The organism is Buttiauxella sp. A111 (genome assembly GCF_014189855.1).
Lineage (GTDB): Bacteria > Pseudomonadota > Gammaproteobacteria > Enterobacterales > Enterobacteriaceae > Buttiauxella > Buttiauxella selenatireducens.
This window is the reverse complement of record NZ_BJFN01000002.1, coordinates 266,479-289,332: the sequence shown is the minus strand read 5'-3', so window position 1 is coordinate 289,332 and position 22,854 is coordinate 266,479. Positions and strand designations below refer to the sequence as shown.

At 52.2% G+C, this 22,854-nt stretch carries 7 protein-coding genes; 2 read left to right on the top strand and 5 right to left on the bottom strand.

Annotated elements, in window-relative coordinates; genetic code table 11:
• Positions 1–100: 100 nt before the first annotated feature.
• The 3 genes from BSPA111_RS07395 to BSPA111_RS07385 form a co-directional block, all read right to left on the bottom strand.
• Positions 101–1,474: an HlyD family type I secretion periplasmic adaptor subunit gene (locus tag BSPA111_RS07395; protein ID WP_183270525.1), complete on the bottom strand. Its 1,374-nt coding sequence runs from the start codon at positions 1,472–1,474 to the stop codon at positions 101–103.
• Positions 1,461–3,632 (bottom strand): type I secretion system permease/ATPase, encoded by a 2,172-nt coding sequence (locus BSPA111_RS07390; protein WP_183270524.1) that lies wholly within the window; start codon positions 3,630–3,632, stop codon positions 1,461–1,463. Before BSPA111_RS07390 ends, BSPA111_RS07395 begins: the two co-directional genes overlap by 14 nt.
• A gap of 171 nt (positions 3,633–3,803) precedes the next feature.
• Positions 3,804–5,147 (bottom strand): TolC family outer membrane protein, encoded by a 1,344-nt coding sequence (locus BSPA111_RS07385; protein WP_183270523.1) that lies wholly within the window; start codon positions 5,145–5,147, stop codon positions 3,804–3,806.
• A gap of 457 nt (positions 5,148–5,604) precedes the next feature.
• On the opposite strand from BSPA111_RS07385, the gene BSPA111_RS07380 reads away from it, so the two are divergent.
• Both BSPA111_RS07380 and BSPA111_RS07375 read left to right on the top strand, forming a co-directional pair.
• A complete protein-coding gene (locus BSPA111_RS07380; RefSeq protein WP_183270522.1) occupies positions 5,605–19,587 on the top strand; it encodes a retention module-containing protein in 13,983 nt (4,660 codons plus the stop codon).
• A 59-nt stretch (positions 19,588–19,646) separates the two neighbouring features.
• Positions 19,647–19,997 (top strand): tryptophan synthase subunit beta, encoded by a 351-nt coding sequence (locus tag BSPA111_RS07375; protein ID WP_183270521.1) that lies wholly within the window; start codon positions 19,647–19,649, stop codon positions 19,995–19,997.
• Between the two features lie 201 nt (positions 19,998–20,198).
• Here BSPA111_RS07375 and lapD read toward each other — a convergent pair whose 3' ends face one another.
• Both lapD and lapG read right to left on the bottom strand, forming a co-directional pair.
• Positions 20,199–22,136 carry a cyclic di-GMP receptor LapD gene (gene lapD, locus BSPA111_RS07370; protein WP_183270520.1) on the bottom strand — a complete coding sequence of 646 codons (1,938 nt, stop codon included), beginning with the start codon at positions 22,134–22,136 and terminating at the stop codon, positions 20,199–20,201.
• 9 nt (positions 22,137–22,145) lie between these two features.
• Positions 22,146–22,778 (bottom strand): cysteine protease LapG, encoded by a 633-nt coding sequence (lapG, locus tag BSPA111_RS07365; RefSeq protein ID WP_255459249.1) that lies wholly within the window; start codon positions 22,776–22,778, stop codon positions 22,146–22,148.
• Between the last annotated feature and the right edge of the window lie 76 nt (positions 22,779–22,854).

The following is a 22,854-nucleotide window of genomic DNA, read 5'->3' as shown; positions in this document are numbered from 1 at the left end:
CTGCCAGTTTGTTGGATGGATAAGCGATAGCGCAACCCACCATTAACGACTTACCGAAAGAAAAAAGATTCAGCCGCAACGTTATCCGTTGCGGCTTTTTTTATCTTTCACGCAGAGCTTCCGCTTTGGCTCGAATAATCGGCTTCAGCAGATAACTCAGAATCGATTTCCTGCCCGTTAAAATATCAACCGATGCGACCATCCCCGGAATAATCAGCATTGGGTGTTCTTCGCTGCCCAAATAGTTTTTATCGGTTCTCAGACGGGCAATGTAATAACTATGTCCTTCTTTATCCGTCACGGTATCAGGGCTAATCTGCACCAACTCACCATTCAGGCCGCCATACGTGGTGTAATCGTAAGCGGTAAATTTCACCACGGCATGCTGACCAGGGTGAAGGAATGCGATATCGCGTGGCTGAATTTTCACTTCAATCAGCAGTTTGTCATCAAGCGGAACAATCTCAACTAAATCGCTGCCGGGCTGGATAACGCCGCCAATCGTATTCACCATCACTTGTTGGACGATACCGCGAACCGGTGACACCACCATCGTTCTGTTCACCCGATCTTCCAGTGCTTTGCCCGTCGCTTCGGCCTTGCTCAGATTGGTGCGCGCTTCATTAAGCTGTGACAACGCATCGCTCTGGAAGCGGTTACGGCTTTCCCCAATCTTATTCTCAATCTCTTTGGCTTCGGACGCGGATTTCGGGAGGGACAAGGTGATGGAATCCAATTGACCTTTGGTTTCCACTTCCGTGCGGCGCAAACGCAGGATCTCGACTTTAGAAATTGCACCAGATGCCAGCAGCGGTTCTGACATTTTGATTTCTTGTTGCAACAAACTCAGGCTGTGCCTGAATTGATCCTGCTTGGATTTAAAATCAAGCAGCTCCTGTTTCTTCTGCACTAACTGCTCTTGCAGACCATCGATTTCATTCTGGAATTGGCTGCGACGGCTATTGAACAAATCAGTTTCACCCCGTGCTACATCAGGTGCCTGTTTCACGATGTCGTCAGAAATAATGAAATCTTTGCCTTCCGCTTCGGCTGTCAGGCGGTCAATTTTTGCCTGTAAGCCGAGCTTGTCCGCTTCAGTCTCACCGACGTTTGAGGCAAAACGCGTATCATCCAGGTGCAGCAACGGTGCGCCAGCATTGACTATTTGCCCTTCATGAACAAACAGTTGCGTGACAATGCCGCCTTCAAGGTTTTGTATTTTTTGCAGGCGTGAAGAAGGAATCGCCTTGCCTTCGCCGCGCGTAACCTCATCAAGCTGCGCAAATCCGGCCCACACAAAGGCCAGCACGACTAAAACCAAAATCGTCCATAGCGTCAGGCGAATAACACGCGGTGAATCATCAATAAGTGCATGACTGACTTCATTAATGTTTTCGGCCTGATTCTCATCGCGCCCTTTAAAGTAGGGGCCGAGGTGCTGGCGCAAACGGGTAAATAAATCAGCGAGACGCATTGATTTGCCCCTTCTTCAGCGCATCCATAACGATGGCTTTTGGGCCATCAGCGATAATGCGCCCTTTATCAACAATAATCAGGCGATCAACCAAAGACAGCATCGATGCTTTGTGAGTCACCAGTAATAAGGTTTTATCGGCGACGAATGGCACCAGCGCCTGTTTGATTCTGTCTTCACTGGTGTTGTCCATGGCACTGGTTGGTTCATCAAGTAACAAAACCGGTGGCTCCAGCAACAATGCGCGCGCCAGTGCCACGGCCTGGCGTTGGCCGCCAGACAGTTGCATTCCACGTTCACCGACTTGCAGGTTGTAACCGTCAGGATGAAGACGAGCGAACTCGCTGACTCCCGCGAGTTCTGCGGCCCGCAACATCGTTTCGTCATCAACATAACGCGCACCCGAAATCAGGTTATCGCGCAGCGTCCCGTTAAATAGCTGAATGTCCTGTGGCACGTAGCCAATGCTATGGCGCAGATCGTTCACGTCCAGCTGACGCGCATCGACATCGTCAATCAAAATGTTACCGGCGCTCGGCTGGTACAGATTGATAATGAGCTTGCTGATGGAGCTTTTTCCCGACCCGCTGCGGCCGATGATCCCGACCCGTTCACCGGGTTTTATCGTCAGATTTATCTTTTGCAGCGAAAGATTTTTCTGCTCGGGATAACTGAAATCGACATCTTTGAATTCGATGCTGCCCCGGAAGTTTTCGCGTTTCAGAGGGTGTTCATGCTCGCGTCGTTCCTGCGGCATCGACATCATTTTCTCTGTGCTGTTGATGGTCAGTCGCGCTTGTTGGTAACGGGCGATTAACCCCGTGAGTTGCCCCATGGGCATCAGCGCACGGCTATTGAGCATGTAACAAGCAATCAGGCCGCCCATACTCAATTTGCCGCCAATAATCATGTATACGCCAGCGATAATCATGATGACGCCAGACATTTGCTGGAACCAACCGGTCAGGTTGCTGGCAAAACTGGATAACGTTTTTACGCGTAATTCCAGGCGGCTCAGGCTGCCCAGCGTCTGTTCCCACTGATACTGACGTTCGCTCTGGGCATTGTTCACTTTAATGGCATCGAGGCCGCTGAGCGTTTCAATCAGCAGCGCCTGGCGCTCGCTTGCCAGACTCATTGTTTTGGCGACGGCGGCATTGACCGGTTTTTGCAATGCCCAGCTAATCAGCAGGGCGATTGGGAAGGTGAGCAAGGGGATCCAGGCAAGCGTGCCGCCGATAATGCCGATAACCAACAGCAGCACCAGCGTAAACGGTAAATCGATAAGCGTGGTCAGCGTGAGGGATGAGAGGAAATCGCGCAACGACTGAAATTCGTGAATATTCTGTGCAAAGCTGCCCACACGCGCAGGGCGGGCTTTCATCTCCATGCCGGTGATACGCTCAAAAAGCGTGGCGGAAATAATCAGGTCACTCTTTTTCCCGGCAATATCGAGACAGACACCGCGTAACATTTTTAATATCAAATCAAAAATGAACGCCAGGCAAATACCCACCGCCAACACCCACAGCGTGACTGTTGCATGATTGGGCACAACCCGGTCATACACGTTCATGGTGAACAGCGGTGTACCCAGCGCGATCAGGTTGATCAGTAAGCTCGCCAGCACTGCATCCATATACAGATAGCGCGACAGCATAAGCGTGTCTTTGAACCACGATTTTGTGCGCGGCAGGAACGATTCAGATTGCAGATCAAACTCATGGCGCGGGTGAGCGAAAATAACCTGCCCCGCATAGCTTTGCTCAAGTGTTTTGGCGTCAATGCAGATTTCGCCGCCTTCGCTTTCGCTGGGCATCACGCGTGCTGAACCGTCTGCATTCCAGCCCAACAACACGGCCGCACCGCCGTCACGTAGCAGGAGAATGGCCGGGAGCGACATCGCGGGAATTTTATCCAGCGCACGTTTAATGACGCGGGCTTTTAACCCCGCTCTGGCGGCCGCGCGCGGTAAAATAGCCAGCGTCAGGCGGTCGTTTTCCAGCGGCAAACCACTGCTTAATGTTGAGCGGCTGGCCGATTTACCCTGCAATGAGCAAAGGACCAGCAAACAATCGAGCAACGGATCGTCATTGCGGCTACGCGGGTCATGATAATGCGACTCCTCAATCGGAGGAGCCTCAGTTAGTGTATTCATTTTATATTCTGCGTTTTAGAGCCTATCCCATTAGGCTATTTTATTTGTGATTTTCGACCTGGGCTGTGCTCAAAATCCTCACGTACTACGTGTACGTTCCGGTTTTTCCGCGCAGTCCGAGTCAAAACTCACTGCATCAATCACGCCTACTGGGATAGGCTCTTATAAATACTATTTGAGTTCGGGTAATGCATTATTATTCGCGGTGTCTATTGGCTGGCCCGCAGGCGTAGGGCTAATGTTTAATACATTTAGTAATTCACCCGTACGCGCAAAAATTCGATAGCCGGAAGATATTTCCAAATAACGTAATTCAACCAGACGACGTTTAGATGAGAACACTTCGTTTTCGCTGTCTAATAAATCCAACAGAGTACGTTCACCCAGGCTGAATTGATCCTGATAAGCCGTACGGACTTTTACTGTGCGATCGGCATATTCTGCTGCTGCGGGTAATTGGTCTTTTGCACTTTTTAATGCAGACCATGCCAGCCCAATTTCCTGGTTCATTTGGCGCAGGGTATTATTTCTCACGTCTTGCGCCTGTTTTTCCAGATAAGCACGGGAATCCATTGCGGCTTTATCGCTACCGCCCTGATACAGGTTGTAATGCAGTTTCACCATCGCTTGCCACTCTTCTGCATGTGCGCGCGTCGTATCCGTGTCGTTACTGATACTGTGAGAAAGCGAAACATCAACACGCGGATAAAACGTGGATTTCGATGCTTCGTATTGTTGATGCGCCGCTTCAATATCGGAATTAGCAGACTTCAGCAGTGGGTTATTGGATTCCATTATCCGCTTCGCGTCTTCCAGCGATTTCGGCAGCCTGCCATCAATTTTTTCAGGCAGGCTCAGGTTTTCAGGGGCTTCCCCCGTCACACTGGCAAACGTGGTATGGGCATCTTCAAGGTTAGTTTGTTCGGTCAGCAAGTTATTGCGAGCCTGCGCCAGGCGGGCTTCCGCCTGCATCAAATCACCAGAACGCCCAACACCCTGATCGGTACGCAAACGAATCTGGTCGTAGATGCGCTCATGGTTTGCCAAATCATCCTGCGCCAGGCGCACATATTCCTCGCGTTGCAGCACGTCGAGATAGGCCTGAACCACGTTTAATGCGGTGGTTTCGCTAACGTTCAACACGGTAAATGCGCGGGAATCAACGGTTGCTTTCTGGCGACCCACTTCGCTGGTCGTTGCGAAGCCATCGAAGACGTTCTGATCGAGGCTCACCGTGGCATCGTTCGGGGAAAGATTCATCCCGTTATTATTGCCGCCAGCACGCGTCGTCGCGTCATTCAGGTTCTTTTGCCCCGCTTCAGCATTTAAATTCAAAGAAGGAAGATACCCTCCACGTGCGGCACGTAAATCTTGTTCTGCCGAGTAACGACTATTTACTGAGGCATTAACTTCAGGGTGGCTGGAAAGGGCATGTTCTACGGTATTTTGTAAACTTTCTGCGTTAACAGATTGTATTGATAAAACACCAAAAATAAACAAAAGAAACTTCTGCATGTAATGAAGCCTTATTATGCGCGTTATTGATATCCCTATACCACGCCTTATATCCCTTTGTGCTTTAACACGAAACATCATACTAATTAACAAGTGCAGAGTGTTTGTCTGATTGCATTAAATGGACTTTCATTCGAAATAGAATTTAATGTTTTGTAATGTGATGTTTCACTTTGCGTCATTTTTGATTATATTTAATAACCAGTCAAGCTCGCGATTTTAGAATTATAATAACTGTGTTTTTTTCTACATTTATTAATTAGCGATAAATAAGGAATGTCCATTAATGGGCATTTTTATTATTTCGTTGTATTCGATGAATGAAAAAACAATGTTATTAATTATTTAAATTATCGCAGCACTTGTACCCAAAATAATTCGAGTTGCAGCTAATGCACATGCAGCTTGAAGCGTGACGGGTCAATAAAAATAACGAAGATATTCAAGAGAGGGTACGGTGAGCAATTTACTCGGTGTCATCAGAGCAGTAATTGGCCAGGTTTATGTAATCGAAGCAGATGGCTCGCAGCGTCTCTTGAAAGAAGGTGACCGAATTTACAGTGGCGAGGAGATTGTCACAGGCAGTAGCGGCGCGGTCAGCGTCTCTTTGCCCGATGGCAAAACGCTGGATCTCGGCCGTAACAGCCACTGGACTGAACACGGTCTAACCGCGGTAAATAGCACGGAACATGATGCCCAGGATGTCGCTTCGTTACAAAAAGCCATTGCTGATGGCGCTGACCCGACCCAATCCTTAGAAGCCACCGCCGCAGGTAACGAAACGCCAGCGCCCATTGTTGGCGGCGGCGGGGGTCATACCCACGTCCAACTGGAATTAACCGGGGAGATTATTGATCCGACTGCCGGTTTTAAGACTCAGGGCCTGGGCGCGCCAACATGGACACATGAGTTGCCCGAAGGTGCCAGGACGGCGGGTTCTCCTCCCGTTCTCCCTCCGTTAGTTCAGATTGATGATTTTGCGGGTAACGATGGCTTCATTAACAAAAATGAAATAAATCACGCCACTATCAACGGCACCAGTAACCAGAATCATGTGACGCTGACGTTTACCGATAGCCAAAAAAACACATTGACGATTGAAGTGGATGTTCAAAATGGTCACTGGACAACTCAACCTGATTTAAGTGGTCTTGCTGAAGGTGAGATTACCGTTATCGCAACCGCCACAGATGTTTCAGGCCGCACGGCAGTCAGCACGGCTGAAGCACAAATCGACACCATCGCGCTCCATGACAACATCACCATCGATAACGTTACGGCAGATAACGTTATCAATATTGCCGAATCCCATCATGCGCAGACTTCTGTTCATGGCACGGTCTCCGGGGATGCCAGAATCGGCGATAAAATTACCCTCACCGTGAATGGGCATGAATACACCGACTTGGTTATCGACCTGGGAAATGGTGTGTTGGGTTATCGCATTGATGTTTCCACCCAGGGGCTGCTGGCCGACCCGAACATCCATGCCACTGTGACCTCAACGGATGAAGCAGGTAACACCATTCAAGTCTCTTCTGACCATCACGTTGAAATCGATCTCGACGTTCATAACACCCTTTCAATCCAAACCGTGGCAGGCGATGACATCGTTAACACTGCCGAATCCCGCATGCCAACCATGATAACGGGTGTGGTCGGTGGCGATGCTCATGAAGGCGACCCGGTTACCGTGACGGTAGGTGGCCGCGATTTCCACGGTGTTGTCGTGAACGATAACGGCCAGTTGCACTACGAAGTGCCGGTTCCAACCCACCTTCTCAAAGAAGGGGCTAATGACGTACAAGTCCAGCTCGTCAGCCACGATGCGGCGGGTAACGAAGCCATTGCCATTGAGCACAAAACCATCACGCTCGATACCCAGGCGCACAACGCCCTGACCATCGACACCGTGGCGACTGACAACGTGGTCAACGCTGCTGAATCCCGCATGCCAACTTTGATTAGCGGCGAGATCACGGGTGACGCGCAGGTGGGCGATCACGTGGTAGTCAGCGTTAACGGCCAATCGTTCTACGGCGCGGTGACCGTCGATGAAAACGGCCATCTGCGCTATGAAGTGCCGGTGCCAACCGACGCGCTGACCGAAGGCAGTAACGACGTGCAGGTGATGGTCACCGGCGTTGATGATGCCGGTAATACGGCAATTGCGGTGGAACATAAAACCGTGGTGCTCGACACCCAGGCGCACAATGCCCTGACCATTGATACCGTGGCGACTGACAACGTGGTCAACGCTGCCGAATCCCGTATGCCAACTTTGATCAGCGGCGAGGTCACCGGTGATGCGCAGGTCGGCGATCACGTGGTGGTCAGCGTTAACGGCCAATCGTTCTACGGCGCGGTGACCGTCGATGAAAACGGGCACCTGCGCTATGAGGTGCCGGTACCGACCGACGCCCTGCTCGAAGGCAGTAACGACGTGCAGGTGATGGTGACGGGTGTCGATGATGCCGGTAACACCGCGATTGCGGTGGAACACAAAACCATCGTGCTCGATACCCAGGCGCATAACGCCCTGACCATCGACACCGTGGCGGGTGATAACACCGTGAACGCCCATGAATCACGCATGCCAACTTTGATCAGCGGTGCAGTCACGGGTGATGCGCAGGCGGGTGACCGCGTGGTGGTCAGCGTCAACGGCCAATCGTTCTACGGGGAAGTCACCGTCGATGAAAACGGCCACCTGCGCTATGAGGTGCCGGTGCCAACAAACGCGCTGAGCGAAGGCAGTAACGACGTGCAGGTGATGGTCACCGGCGTCGATGATGCCGGTAATACCGCGATTGCGGTGGAACACAAAACCGTGGTGCTCGACACTCAGGCGCACAACGCCCTGACTATTGATAAGGTGGCCGGTGATAACACCGTGAATACCGCCGAATCCAGCATGCCAACCCTGATCAGCGGTGAGGTGACCGGCGACGCGCAGGTGGGCGATAAAGTCGTGGTCAGTGTTAACGGCAAAGAATTTTACGGCGCGGTCACCGTCGATGAACACGGTCATCTGCGCTACGAAGTGCCGGTGCCGACCGATGCGCTGAGTGAAGGTAGTAACGACGTGCAGGTGATGGTCACCGGTGTTGATGATGCCGGTAATACCGCGATTGCGGTGGAACACAAAACCGTGGTCCTCGACACTCAGGCGCACAATGCCCTGACCATCGACACCGTGGCGACTGACAACGTGGTCAACGCTGCCGAATCCCGCATGCCGACTCTTATCAGCGGTGAGGTCACCGGCGACGCGCAGGTGGGCGATCATGTGGTGGTCAGCGTCAACGGTAAAGAGTTTTACGGCGCGGTGACCGTCGATGAAAACGGCCACCTGCGCTATGAGGTGCCGGTGCCGACTGATGCGCTGAGCGAAGGCAGTAACGACGTGCAGGTGATGGTGACGGGCGTTGATGATGCGGGTAACACGGCCATCGCCGTTGAGCACAAAACCGTGGTGCTCGACACCCAGGCGCACAATGCCCTGACCATCGACACCGTGGCCGGTGACAACACCGTGAACGCTGCCGAATCCCGTATGCCGACATTGATTAGCGGCGAAGTCACGGGCGACGCGCAGGTGGGCGATCACGTGGTGGTGAGCGTTAACGGCAAAGAGTTCTATGGTGAAGTCACAGCCGATGACAACGGTCACCTGCGCTATGAAGTGCCGGTACCGACCAACGCCCTGAACGAAGGCAGCAACGACGTGCAGGTGATGGTCACCGGCGTCGATGATGCGGGTAACACCGCGATTGCGGTGGAACACAAAACCGTGGTGCTCGACACTCAGGCGCATAACGCCCTGACCATCGACACTGTGGCCGGTGACAACACCGTGAATACCGCCGAATCCCGCATGCCGACATTGATTAGCGGCGAGATTACCGGTGACGCGCAGGTGGGCGATCGTGTGGTGGTCAGCGTCAACGGCAAAGAGTTTTACGGCGCGGTCACCGTCGATGAAAACGGTCACCTGCGCTATGAAGTGCCGGTGCCGACTGATGCGCTGAGCGAAGGTAGTAACGACGTGCAGGTGATGGTCACCGGCGTCGATGATGCGGGTAACACGGCCATCGCCGTTGAGCACAAAACTATCGTGCTCGATACCCAGGCGCATAACGCCCTGACCATTGATACCGTGGCCGGTGACAACACCGTTAACATGACCGAATCCCGTATGCCGACGTTTATCAGCGGTGAAGTCACCGGTGACGCGCAGGTGGGCGATCACGTGGTGGTGAGCGTCAATGGCAAAGAATTTTACGGCGCGGTGACCGTCGATGAAAGCGGCCACCTGCGCTATGAAGTGCCGGTGCCAACAAACGCCCTGAACGAAGGCAGTAACGACGTGCAGGTGATGGTGACGGGTGTCGATGATGCCGGTAACACCGCAATAGCTATTGAGCACAAAACCGTCACGCTCGACACCCAGGCCAAAGCGACTATCTCGATCAACAGCGTTACCGACGACAACGTGCTCAACCACACCGAGCTGGGCAAAGCGCACCAGTTGATCAGTGGCGTGGTGGATGGCGATGCGCGTAAAGGCGACGTTGTTGAGCTGGATATTAACGGACACAAATACACCGGCAACGTGATTGAGCTGAGCGACGGCACGCTGGGCTATCAAATCCCGGTGGACTCCTCGGCGTTCAGTAATAACCAGGGTGAAATCGACACCGACGTTAAATTCACCGCCCGCGTGACGTCCCACGACAAAGCGGGCAACGAGGTTATTCAGACCACCGAACACACGGTACACATTGATAACCACGCCAATAACGGCATGACCATCAACACCGTTGCGGGCGATAACGTGGTCAATAAAACGGAGTCCGAAGGGCCGACGCACATCACCGGTATCGTCAACGGGCCGGATTCAAAAGCGGGCGATCTTGTGGTGGTGCGCGTGGACGGGCACGACTTTAAAGGTGAAGTGTTCGCGGATGCGCGCGGCAGGCTGCACTACGATGTGGCGGTACACACCGACCTGTTCAACGAAGGCCGCAATGATGTGCAGGTCACTGTCACCAGCCATGACGGCGTGGGTAACGAAGCGGTTACGACGGAGCACAAAACCGTCACGCTCGACACCCATGCTAAAGCGACCATCGCGATTGATGATGTCACTAAAGACAATGTGCTAAACCACACGGAACTGGATAAAGCGCACCAGTTGATCAGCGGCGTGGTGGATGGCGATGCGCGTAAAGGCGACGTTGTTGAGCTCGACATTAACGGTCATAAATATTCCGGCGAGGTTATCGAACTAGCCGACGGAAAACTGGGCTATCAAATCCCGGTGGACTCTTCAGCGTTCAGTAATAACCAGGGTGAAATCGACGGGAATGTGACGTTTACCGCCAGCGTGACCGCCTACGACAAAGCCGGCAACGAGGTTATTCAGACCACCGAACACACCGTACACATTGATAATCATGCCAATAACGGGGTGACGATTCACACCGTTGCGGGCGATAACGTGGTCAATAAAACGGAGTCCGAAGGGCCGACACACATCACCGGTATCGTTAACGGGCCGGATGCGAAAGCGGGTGATCATGTGGTGGTGCGCGTGGACGGGCACGACTTTAAAGGTGAAGTGTTCGCGGATGCGCGCGGCAGGCTGCACTACGATGTGGCGGTGCACAGCGACCTGTTGCACGAAGGGAAAAACGACGTGCAGGTCACGGTCACCAGCCATGACAGAGTGGGTAACGAAGCCATCGCGACGGAGCACAAAAACGTCACGCTCGACACCCAGGCCAAAGCGACCCTCTCGATTGACAGCGTCACCGACGACAACGTGCTGAATCATACCGAGCTGGGCAAAGCGCACCAGATGATCAGCGGCGTGGTGGATGGCGATGCGCGTAAAGGCGACGTTGTTGAGCTGGATATTAACGGGCACAAATACACCGGCAACGTGATTGAGCTGAGCGACGGCACGCTGGGCTATCAAATCCCGGTGGACTCCTCGGCGTTCAGTAATAACCAGGGTGAAATCGACACCGACGTTAAATTCACCGCCCGCGTGACGTCCCACGACAAAGCGGGCAACGAGGTTATTCAGACCACCGAAGACACGGTACACATTGATAATCACGCCAATAACGGCATGACCATCAACACCGTTGCGGGCGATAACGTAGTCAATAAAACGGAGTCCGAAGGGCCGACGCACATCACCGGTATCGTCAACGGGCCGGATGCGAAAGCGGGCGATCTTGTGGTGGTGCGCGTGGACGGGCACGACTTTAAAGGTGAAGTGTTCGCGGATGCGCGCGGCAGACTGCACTACGATGTGGCGGTGCACAGCGACCTGTTGCACGAAGGGAAAAACGACGTGCAGGTCACGGTCACCAGCCATGACGGCGTGGGTAACGAAGCGGTTGCGACGGAGCACAAAACCGTCACGCTCGACACCCAGGCTAAAGCGACCATCACGATTGACAGCGTCACCGACGACAATGTGCTGAACCACACCGAGCTGGATAAAGCGCACCAGATGATCAGCGGCGTGGTGGATGGCGATGCGCGTAAAGGCGACGTTGTTGAGCTCGATATTAACGGGCACAAATACACCGGCAACGTGATTGAGCTGAGCGACGGCACGCAGGGCTATCAAATCCCGGTGGACTCTTCAGCGTTCAGTAATAACCAGGGTGAAATCGACACCGACGTTAAATTCACCGCCAGCGTGACCGCCCACGACAAAGCGGGCAACGAGGTTACCCAGACCACCGAACACACCGTACACATTGATAACCACGCCAATAACGGCGTGACGATTCACACCGTTGCGGGCGATAACATCGTTAGCTTTAAAGAGTCCCTGCACGACACTCTCATCACGGGCGATGTCACCGGGCCGGATGCGAAAGCGGGTGACGTTGTGGAAGTGCGCCTGGATGGGCATGTACAGCCGTTCTTCGGCAAGGTGTCTTATGAAAACGGCCATCTTGTCTATAAAGTTGCCGTGCCGAGTGGCGCACTTAAAGAAGGTGCAAATAATGTCACCGTGACGGTGACCAGCCACGATAAGGTGGGTAACGAAGCGATTGCGACCGAGCATCATAACGTCACGCTGGATACCCATGCGGATGCTTCTATCACCGTTGATCGTGTCACCAAAGATAACACCCTGAGCCACGCTGAAATGGCTGAGCAAAAGCATATGATCACCGGAACGGTCGGTGGTGATGCGCATAAAGGTGATGTCGTCATTCTGGACTTTAACGGGAACAAATATACCGGCCACGTTATCGAGATGGGCGACGGCACGCTGGGCTATAAAATCCCGGTGGACTCTTCGGCATTCGGTGATAACAACACCAAAATTGACGGGGATGTGAAATTCACCGCGTCCGTCACCTCCCATGATGCCGTCAACAATGAAGTGACCGTGACGACTGAGCACACGGTTCATGTCGATAACTTCGCGGTTACCGGTCTGACGATGAATACCGTATCAGGCGATGGTTATGTCAACGCCAAAGAGTCCGCGCAAGATACGCTGATTACCGGCGGTGTGAGCGGTGATGCAAAAGAAGGTGATCCGGTTGTTGTGACCGTCAATAACCAAACGTTCACTGGCGTAGTAGTGAATAACCACGGCCACCTGCGCTACGAAGTCCCGGTGCCAACAAGTGCGCTGCACGAAGGCAAGAATGATGTGGTGGTGACGCTAACCAGTCACGATGCGTTGGGCAACGAAGCCATTGCGACGGCTCATAAGAACGTCACGCTGGACACCCACGCTGACGCGACGATTACGCTTAATGGCGTGACCGAGGACAACATACTCAATCACGATGAGCTGGCCCAGCCTAAGCAGACCATCACCGGTACGGTAGATGGCGATGCCAAAGTGGGTGATATCGTCACCCTCGAGATTAACGGGCACACATACTCAGATACGGTGGTTGATCTGGATGGCAAAGGCCATCTGGGTTACCGCATCGATGTTGATTCCTCGGCGTTTGGTCAAAATAGCGAAGGCGAAATAGACCGGGACGTTAAGTTTACCGCCTCGGTGACCTCTCATGATGCGGCGCACAACGAAGTCACAGTGACCACCGATCACACGGTTCATATCGATAACCATGCCAATAACGCGATAACGATCAACACCGTGGCAGGTGATAACTGGGTCAATGCTGCGGAATCCAACAGCGCAACGTTTATCAGTGGCGATGTGAGTGGCATTGATGCAAAAGACGGTGACCCGGTAGTGGTCAATGTTTGGGGCCACAACTACCACGGCAAGGTCGTTGCTGATGCTTACGGTAACCTGCATTACGAAGTGGCGATCCCGCGCGGAGTCCTTCATGAAGGCGATAATGCGGTGACGGTGACGGTGACCAGTAATGATGCGGCACACAACGTTGCACATGCGGTGCTCACGCATAATGTCTCGGTTGATACCCACGCGGATGCCACGATTTCGATTGATTCGATTACCGACGATAACATCCTGAACCACGATGAGCTGGCGACACCAATGCGACTGGTCAGTGGCGTTGTTGGCGGTGATGCGAAGCTGGGTGATTCGGTCAACCTGGAGATTAATGGTCACCATTTCAGCGGCAACGTGATCGATTTAGGTCACGGCCAGTTGGGTTACCAGATCCCGGTTGATTCCTCCGCGTTCAGTGATAATCAAGGCAAGATTGATACAGATGTTAAATTCATCGCCTCTGTTACCTCGACTGACCACTTAAACAACGTGGTGACCGTGACCACCGAGCATACGGTGCACATCGATAACCACGCCGAGGCGGGTATCACCATGGACATCGTCTCGGGTGATAACACCATCAACCAACTGGAAGCGAAGCAACACACGACCAAAGTTTCCGGCACTGTTAGCGGCGATGATGTACACGCGGGCGATAAAATTATCGTCACGGTGAATGGGCATAACTATGAGACAACCGTGGAGCCGCAGCCGCATCTTAATGGCGCGCTCGGCTATAGCCTGAATATCCTCACCAAAGATGTGCTGGCGGATCAAAATATCACTGCACACGTTGTCGGCCATGACAGCGTCGGTAACCAACAACTGGCGGAAGTGACCACTACCATGACGGTGGACCGGGAAGCGGTGGCGACTATCACCATCGATCCGGTGACCGCTAATCATGACAATATGATCAATGGCAAAGAGTCGCAGAGTGAATTCACCGACGTGACTGGCAGCGTCGGCGGCGATGCCAAAGAAGGCGACCTGGTCACACTGCATATCAACGGTATCGACTACACAGGCCGGGTGGATGCAAGCCACCAATACAGCATTTCGGTCAGCACTCATGATCTGATGGTGGATCCGCACATTACAGCAAGCGTGACGGTGACCGACCAGGCCAACAACATGGCAACGGCGCACGCGACGCAGGATATTATCGTTGATACTCAGGCGATTGCGCATATCTCCGTGGATTCAGTCACTGACGATAACACCCTGGATGGCGAAGAACTGAATCATCGCTATTCCCTGGTGACGGGCAAAGTGTCGGGTGAAATGCAGGCGGGTGATCCACTGACGTTGAACATCAACGGCCATGAATACCATGGCACAGTGGAAACTCTGCCTGATGGCAAACTGGGCTACGAAATTTTGGTTGAGACCCGTGATATTCATACCGATCCAACTATCATCGCCAGCATCAGCGTAACGGATGCGGCGGGGAACAGCGTGACGGCAACTGATCATCATCAGGTGAATATTGACGATCACGCAGACGCCTCGCTGACGATCAATATCGTCTCTGGCGACGACATTCTCAACCAACACGATCAAGAATCTGATACCACGACTATCAACGGTCGGGTGGGTGGTGACGTTAAGATTGGCGATGTGGTGGATGTGACGGTTGATGGCAAGGTTTACTCTGTAAAGGTTGAGTTGCAGAAATTTGGCTTGGGGTATTCCATTGATGTTCCGACGAAAGATTTGCTACACGATCCGCATATTGTCGCCACCGTCAGTACATCCGATGCCGCTGGAAACACCATCACGGCGGGGGCGACTCACGACGTCTCAAGAGATGACCATGCGGACGCGACCATTACTATCGATCCCGTCACCGACGACAATACGATTAACAATGCTGAAGCCCATAAAGACCACACCACGATCACCGGGAATGTCACGGGCGATGTGCATACTGGCGATCAGGTTGATCTGACGGTCAACGGGCAACATTACTACGGGTATGTGAGCGATAAAGGCACTTACACCATTGATGTCAGCACTGCCGATTTGATTTCCGGCGGTGATAAACCAGATATTCATGCCTCAGTGATGGGGGCTGATGCGGCAGGCAACACCCTGCTGGCGGAGTTCGATCGCGTCGTGAATATTGATACGCGCGCGGACGCGGAGATAAAAATCGGCTCATTAGCACTTAACAGTTCCAGAGATTTTTGGGTTATCGAAGGAACCGTCGGCGGTGATGCAAAAGAAGGGGACGTCGTTAAAATCTTCGCTGGTGGCAAAACCTATGAAACGACGGTTCAACGCTACCCGGACGGCCATCTTGGGTTTAAGGGCGATCACTTAACTGACCCTGTGACGGGTCGCCAGGTTTATATCGGTCCATATGATTTGGACAATAATGCGGATGTTAAAGTACAGATAACCAGCACCGATCCGTACGGTAATACCGAGACGGCAACGGCTCAGGTGCAGGCTCATGTGACGGGTGGGAGTAATAACAACGGCACCGACCATAACGGTGGCACCACAACACCACATTACAGCGATCCGCATGCCACGATCACCATCAACACGGTTGCGGGTGACAACACCATTAACCAAACCGAGTCTCAGTCACCGACGACGGTGGTTCGCGGTACGGTATCGGGTGATGTTAAGGAAGGCGATCATGTGACGGTGCATGTTGGCGGTAAAGATTATGACTGCATCGTTTCTGAGCTGCCAAATCTTCCGGGTGAATTGGGGTACGAAGCCAACGTCGACACCAAAGACCTCATGGCAAACCCGAACATCACGGCAAGCGTCACGGCACATAATGGCGGCACTGTTACTCACGTATTTGATGCACAGGCAAAAGTGCAAGTGGATACCGATGTTAGCGCTACGATCCAACTGGATAAGATTGCCGGCGACAACACGATTAACATCGCAGAAGCGAAGAACGGCACCACCACCATTAGTGGAACAGTGACGGGCGATGGCGTGCATGATGGCAGCAATGTCACGTTGATGGTCAACGGGCACAAGATCACAACGCAAGTACACAAAGATCCAGCAACGGGTGTGATGACATTCAGCAAAGATGTCAGCATCGACGACCTGCGCCAGAATCCTCAGGTCACTGCCAGCGTGGATGGGCATGACAAGCAAGGTAATGTGATCACCGTTTCGAATGATGTCACCGTTACCGTGGATACCGATGTTTCTGCGCATGTCACCATCGATAACGTCACGTCTGATAACGTCCTTAACCTGAATGAAACGCGCAGCGTGAATACCGACATTACCGGTACAGTTTCAGGTGATGTGGAGCAGGGCGATCATGTGACGATCACCGTCAATAATCATAAATATGATGCTGTGGTGGACGGCAGCAACAATTACAAAGTGAGTGTCCTCACCAGCGATCTGGCACAGGGGAAAACGATCACCGCCGAGGTCACCGGACACGATGCGGCGCAAAACAGCATCACCGTGACGGAAACTCACGGGCTTTCTGTTGATACCGTCGCTGAAGGTTCCATCACCATAAACACGGTGTCGGGCGACAATATCCTCAGTGCGAACGATCTCAGCGCCAAAACGACGGAAATAAGCGGCGTGGTGGGTAAAGATGCACGTATTGGTGATGAAGTCACAATCACGCTCAATGGCCACACAACGGTCGTAACGGTGGGTGAGTTGCCTAATATGAACGGGCAGCTTGGCTACACAATGCAGGTCAATACCGCTGATTTAAAAGCTGAATTAGACGCTGAATTAACGGCTCATCCAAATGAACAGCCACATATTACCGTGACGGTTTCAGGCAAAGATGATGCGGGTAATGACTTTAGCCAAAGTGCATCCAGACCTGTCGCCATTGACGATCATGCCGATGTTGCTCTGAACATCAATAACGTGACTGACGATAACGTGCTGAATAACGATGAAAGCAAACAGGCGCTTACGGAGATTAGCGGTACGGTCAGCGGTGACGTGCATGTTGGCAATAATGTGATTGTGCACGTTAATGGCAACGACCTGATTGTCCCGATTGAAAAAGATGCGAGTGGCAATCTGACCTTTAGCGTGAAGGTGCCGACCTCAGATCTGCTTCAGAATCAAATCATTACTTACACGGTGACCGGAACCGATGCGGTGGGAAACACCGTGATTGTTTCTGAAAAAAACACCATTACCGTTGATCAGACGGCATCAAACAGCATTCATATCGATACCGTGGCGGGTGACGATAAAGTGAATATTAAAGAGTTCGGGCAACCGACAACGCATGTTACGGGCACGGTAACGGGCGATGCCCATGACGGGGACCCGGTCACGCTTACCGTTAATGGCAATACGTTCACGGGCGTCGTTGCCGACCATGACGGCAAGCTGACTTACGATATTGCTGTTGATAATAGTGCACTTAAAGAAGGCCCGAACAGTGTGGAGGTATCGGTAACCGGGAAAGACGCGGCGGGTAACACGGCAACGTCGACCGATACGCATAACATTACACTCGATACCAATATTGATGGGTCGATAACCCTTGACCCCGTTGCGGGCGACAACGTCATTAACACCAAAGAATCTGCTCATGTTTCTGTCACTGGCACGGTTGATGGTGATGCGCAGAGGGGGGATATCGTCACGTTGAACGTGAATGGCCACACTATCCAGACCAAAGTTGTGCCAGTGGGTGACCACCTGGGCTATGACGTTAAAGTGGTAAAAGGCTGGCTGCACGAAGGTTACAACGATGTCGAGGTGAGTGTGCGGATACGCGATAACGCGGGAAATAAACTCATCGCGACCCATAAACAGGATGTGGTTCTCGACACCCACGCCGATGCGTCTATCACCGTTAACGCAATAACCGCGGATAACACCATTAATGCGCATGAATCTGCTCATATTTCTGTCACCGGTACGGTGAACGGTGATGCGAAAGAGGGTGATGCGGTGACCCTGGAAATTAACGGTCATGCTGTCACGACGACGGTTAAAGACTTGGGCGATCATCTGGGTTACGACGTTGAGATTAAAAAGGCCTGGTTGCACGAGGGGCACAACGATGTGAACGCCAGCGTGGATGTGACCGATAAGGCAGGTAACCATTTCACGGCTACGCAGACCCATCCTGTTTTTGTCGACACCCTAATTGATGCCTCGATCACCATCAATCCGCTGGCTACCCAAAACGTCGTCAATGCGAAAGATCCTGAGCATATTACCGTTTCAGGTCAGGTGGGCCAGGATGTGAAACTGGGTGAGCACGTGACGCTGCAAGTGAATCATCATACTTTCACCACGGAAGTAAAAATGATTAACGGCCATTTGGGCTACGAAGCGCAAATGGACAAATCGTGGTTAAGCGAAGGCGATAACGAGCTGAAGGTGCGTGTGACGACGGAAGATCATGCGGGTAATACCCGATCGGCTTACTCGCATCAGACTATTCAACTCGATACCCAGGCAGACGCGACCCTTACCGTGAACAAGGTTGCGGGTGATAACCACATCAATGCCCACGAAGCCCATCATGAGCTGACGCATATTACCGGGCAGGTTGAAGGCGATGTGCAAAAAGGCGCTCACATCACCGCCACTTTTGGCGGCAAGCATTACGAGGCTATTTTGCATGAAACGGACGGGCATTTAACTTACGACATTCCAGTGAATACGGCTGATTTCCACCCCGGTGACAACAAGGTGACGGTTTCAATCGCCGCGCACGATGAACATGGCAACACGGGCAGTGCCTCGCAAGAGGTGAACGTGACGCTGGATGCGGCATCTCGTCATGGCAAAGAATCACATGAACTTGCTGACAAACCACACCATGCGGCGCATGCCGCTGCTCACGATAACGGGTTAAGTAACCTGTTTGATGACAGCCATGAATCGCTGACTTTCGAGCTTCATCACCCTGAAAAAGACCATCACAGCAGCGATGATCATCAAGTCTTCACCGGAAAAGCGAGCGACCATCACGGGAAAATTGATCTGAGCGATCTGGCGCATGAGCTGCATGAAGGGACGGATATCACGCAGCTTATCAAAGGCGGCGATGCTCACGGCGGGAAGGGCGATGCAGTGCATTCCATCCACACGGGCGGCGATCCCGCTCCTTTAGTGACTCATGATGCTCATGGTTCATCGAGCTATACACTGGATCATTTGCTCGCTAAACCCGAGCATTACTCACATTAATTGACTCACACCGCCCTCACCGGGCGGTGTGTTTCGCATGCAATTCAAAGGGTGCAACCATGTATTACGTACAACGAAATGATGACGGCCAGTTGATCCGGGTTGAGAACGCGCCGTTTAGTGGAATGACGGGGGAAGTTTTGGCGGAGACAGCTGAAATTTCAGCCTGGAAAAATGCCGGAAGCGTGGTGGACGAAAGCATGCACCATCGGGAGTTGCTGCAAAAAAGTGACCTGGAAATGGTGCGTGTATTGGACGACCTGATTTTTCTGTTAATCCAAAAAGGCGTGATTACGATTACTGACTTGCCAGAAATGGCGCAGGTTAAGCTGATGAATCGTGCGCAGGCTCGCCAGGGGTTAGGCGGATTAGAAGATCTGTTAAACAGCGACGATCAGGGCATTTTCTAAATAGCCTTCATATTTCGAGCTGCCTCTGCGTTGGCTGCGCTCGCAAACCCCGGTCACTTACTGATGTAAGCTCCCGGGGATTTACTCACTTGCCGCCTTGATGCAACTCGAACTATTTAGGCTATTTGCATTTGTCATGCTATTTCGAGGACAAAAGCTGAACAGAAAACCTCGGGATTTATAGGTTCCCCCCTGACCCCCTCAGAACGGTGCCGGTTCCCCCAGTAACTGCCCCATCGCCCCATAAATCCCCACTTCTTGCAGAACACGCAATTCACCAGCGGTTTCCACGCGTTCGGCAATCAATGGCAAATCAATGTTGTGGGTCGCGCTGTGCAGCACATCAATAAACAGCCGCTTATCATTCTCGATATCAATATGACGGATGTAGCTGGAATCTATTTTCAGGTACGCCAGTCCCCACTGCGAGAAGTGGCCAATCATATCGAAGCGGCTACCAAAGTGTTGCAGACCTAAACCACAGCGGTGTTGATTGAGCATTTTCACAAACACTTCCATCAGTTCTGGCTTCGGCATCTGGTTCTCATCCAGCTCCAGAATTAAACGACTGGCAAGCTGGGGATGGTGCTTCAACGGACTGAGCAATTGCTTAATGGTGGTTTCATTGGTCAGAGAACTGCCCGACAAACTCAGCGCAAGGTGCCCCGAATAGCTTTTCAACTGCTTCAATGTCAGACCTAACATCACCTGATCCAGGCGGTGGCCCCAGCCAAATCTATGGATCCACGGCAGGAAACGGCCCGCGGTAATGCTATTGCCCTCTTCATCCAGCATGCGTGACAACACTTTGTAATGAATAATGTTTTTCGGATTTTTGCAATCCACCACGGGCTGGAAGAATAACTGGAACTGCACGTTGCTCAAGGCATTATCAAGACGGGTGAACCATAAATGCTGATCTTCAGTCGCCGCGCTGTCGGGGACGGGTAAATCGTTAGTCTGATGAGTGGTACGTGTTTCGTTTTCCACTAACACGCGATCCGCCTGGACGAGCAGCGATTGCGGTGTATCACCGGAATTAAAGGGCACCATCCCGGTATGGGCGACAGGGTCGATATCTGACATGCCCGTCGCATAAAACGCGGAAAGCTGCTGTGTCAGCGAGTGTTGCAGATTAACCATTTCACCGTGCGTGACGCCTGGGCAAAGCAGGGCGAATTCACCCCCACGGATACGCGCCAGAATACTGTCTGCCTTGGCATGTTGGCTTTTCACCACGCTCATCATGTCAGCGACATGTTTGAGCAGATTATCGGTATGCGGGCCGCCAAAACGTTGGTTCAGGCCACTGAGATCCTGAATACGCAGCAACAGCAAATAACCGGGAGCGGTCTCTTCATCGCTTAATCGGGACTGCATTTGCATATCGAATGCGCGGCGGTTAGCAATACCGGTTTGGCTATCAAGATAGGCTTCATTGTGCAAACGTTCGCTGTGTTCTGCCTGATCCTCAAACAGCGATTTGAGCTTGGTGACCATCAGGTTCATGGCTTCGACGACGCGGCGTAACTCAGGGGTTTTCGGCAAATCGAGTTGCGTCAGATATTCGCGTCGGGTAATCGCTTGCGACTGCTTAACCATATAGTTGAGCGGGCGTAACTGGCGGCGTAACAACATGGCACCCGCCAGAATACACACGGCGCTGCACGCCAGCATCCACAGCAAATTCGCCAGCGTGCTGTCCCATAAACGTTTTATTGCAAACACCGGGTTGCTGACCACTTCGACGCGCGCCGCTTGCTGCCAGCCGCGCATAATCGTCGCTTCACCGGCTTGTGGCTTCACATCGACCAGACTTATGAACCAATGAGGAACATCCGGGATTGACGTCGGGGCGCTGCGCTCAAAAAGGGATTTACCGCTACTTTGATCAACAATGCGGATCGAATTGTAATAGCCGCTATCAAAAATCGAGCTGACCATCAGCTCAATCATCGCCGGATCGTCAACATGGGGTGTCAGCGACAGACCTAATGCGGTTGCGGCATCCTGAGCATGTGATAGCAGCTGATTCGTGTACTGATCCCGCGAACTGTCGAGATTAACCATAAAACTGCCGCTGAAAATAATCAGCATAAAAAGAAAGATCGCTATCAGAAGCTGTTTGAAAAGTGACACAGGCTCATCCTATTCATCAATCGGGAATCCTTCTTCCCGCATTTTTTTTAATACATCTTGCCAGCGAGAAAGGTGCTTACTATCCCCGACACGTTTATTATTTTGACTGCCTGGTAACCACAGCCCACTATCATTAAAAGAGTAAACCGGTAATAAATCTGAGCGTTTTGTTGCGGGTAAGAGTTTGTCTGTCAAACTGTCCAGGACCACCGGAATCGCATCAGGTGTTTCATACCAGGTTAAAACCATATGCGCGCGATTAAGCCGAATGGCTTTAACGTAGGTAATTCGCAGTTTTTCCCCTGAAATACCTAAATGGCGTAATGTGAAATATTTAGCGAGCGCATAATCTTCACAATCCGCTTCCCCTTTACGGAGTGATTCCAGCGGTGTTGCCCAATAATCAATGGTATTCCAGATTTCGCTATCTTCGCGGTAGTGCAGCTGTTGGTTAAAAAAAAGATTAACCGCGTTTAATTGTTCAGATTCACTTTGATTTCGCTGCTGCAAAAGCAGTTGCTGCCAGGCATCAATACGTTTTTTTGCATCAGGACTGGCAGGGCCATATAGCTGGTCGGCGCGTTGTTGAATAGTGGTAAAGTCCCAGGCGGCACGTAACGAGTTCCCCAGGAATAATAACAACAGCCCCCCAGATAATATAAGGTTCGTTGATAGTCTTCTGGCGCTGTGCTTGCTTGTCCTGGGAAAGAACATTGTC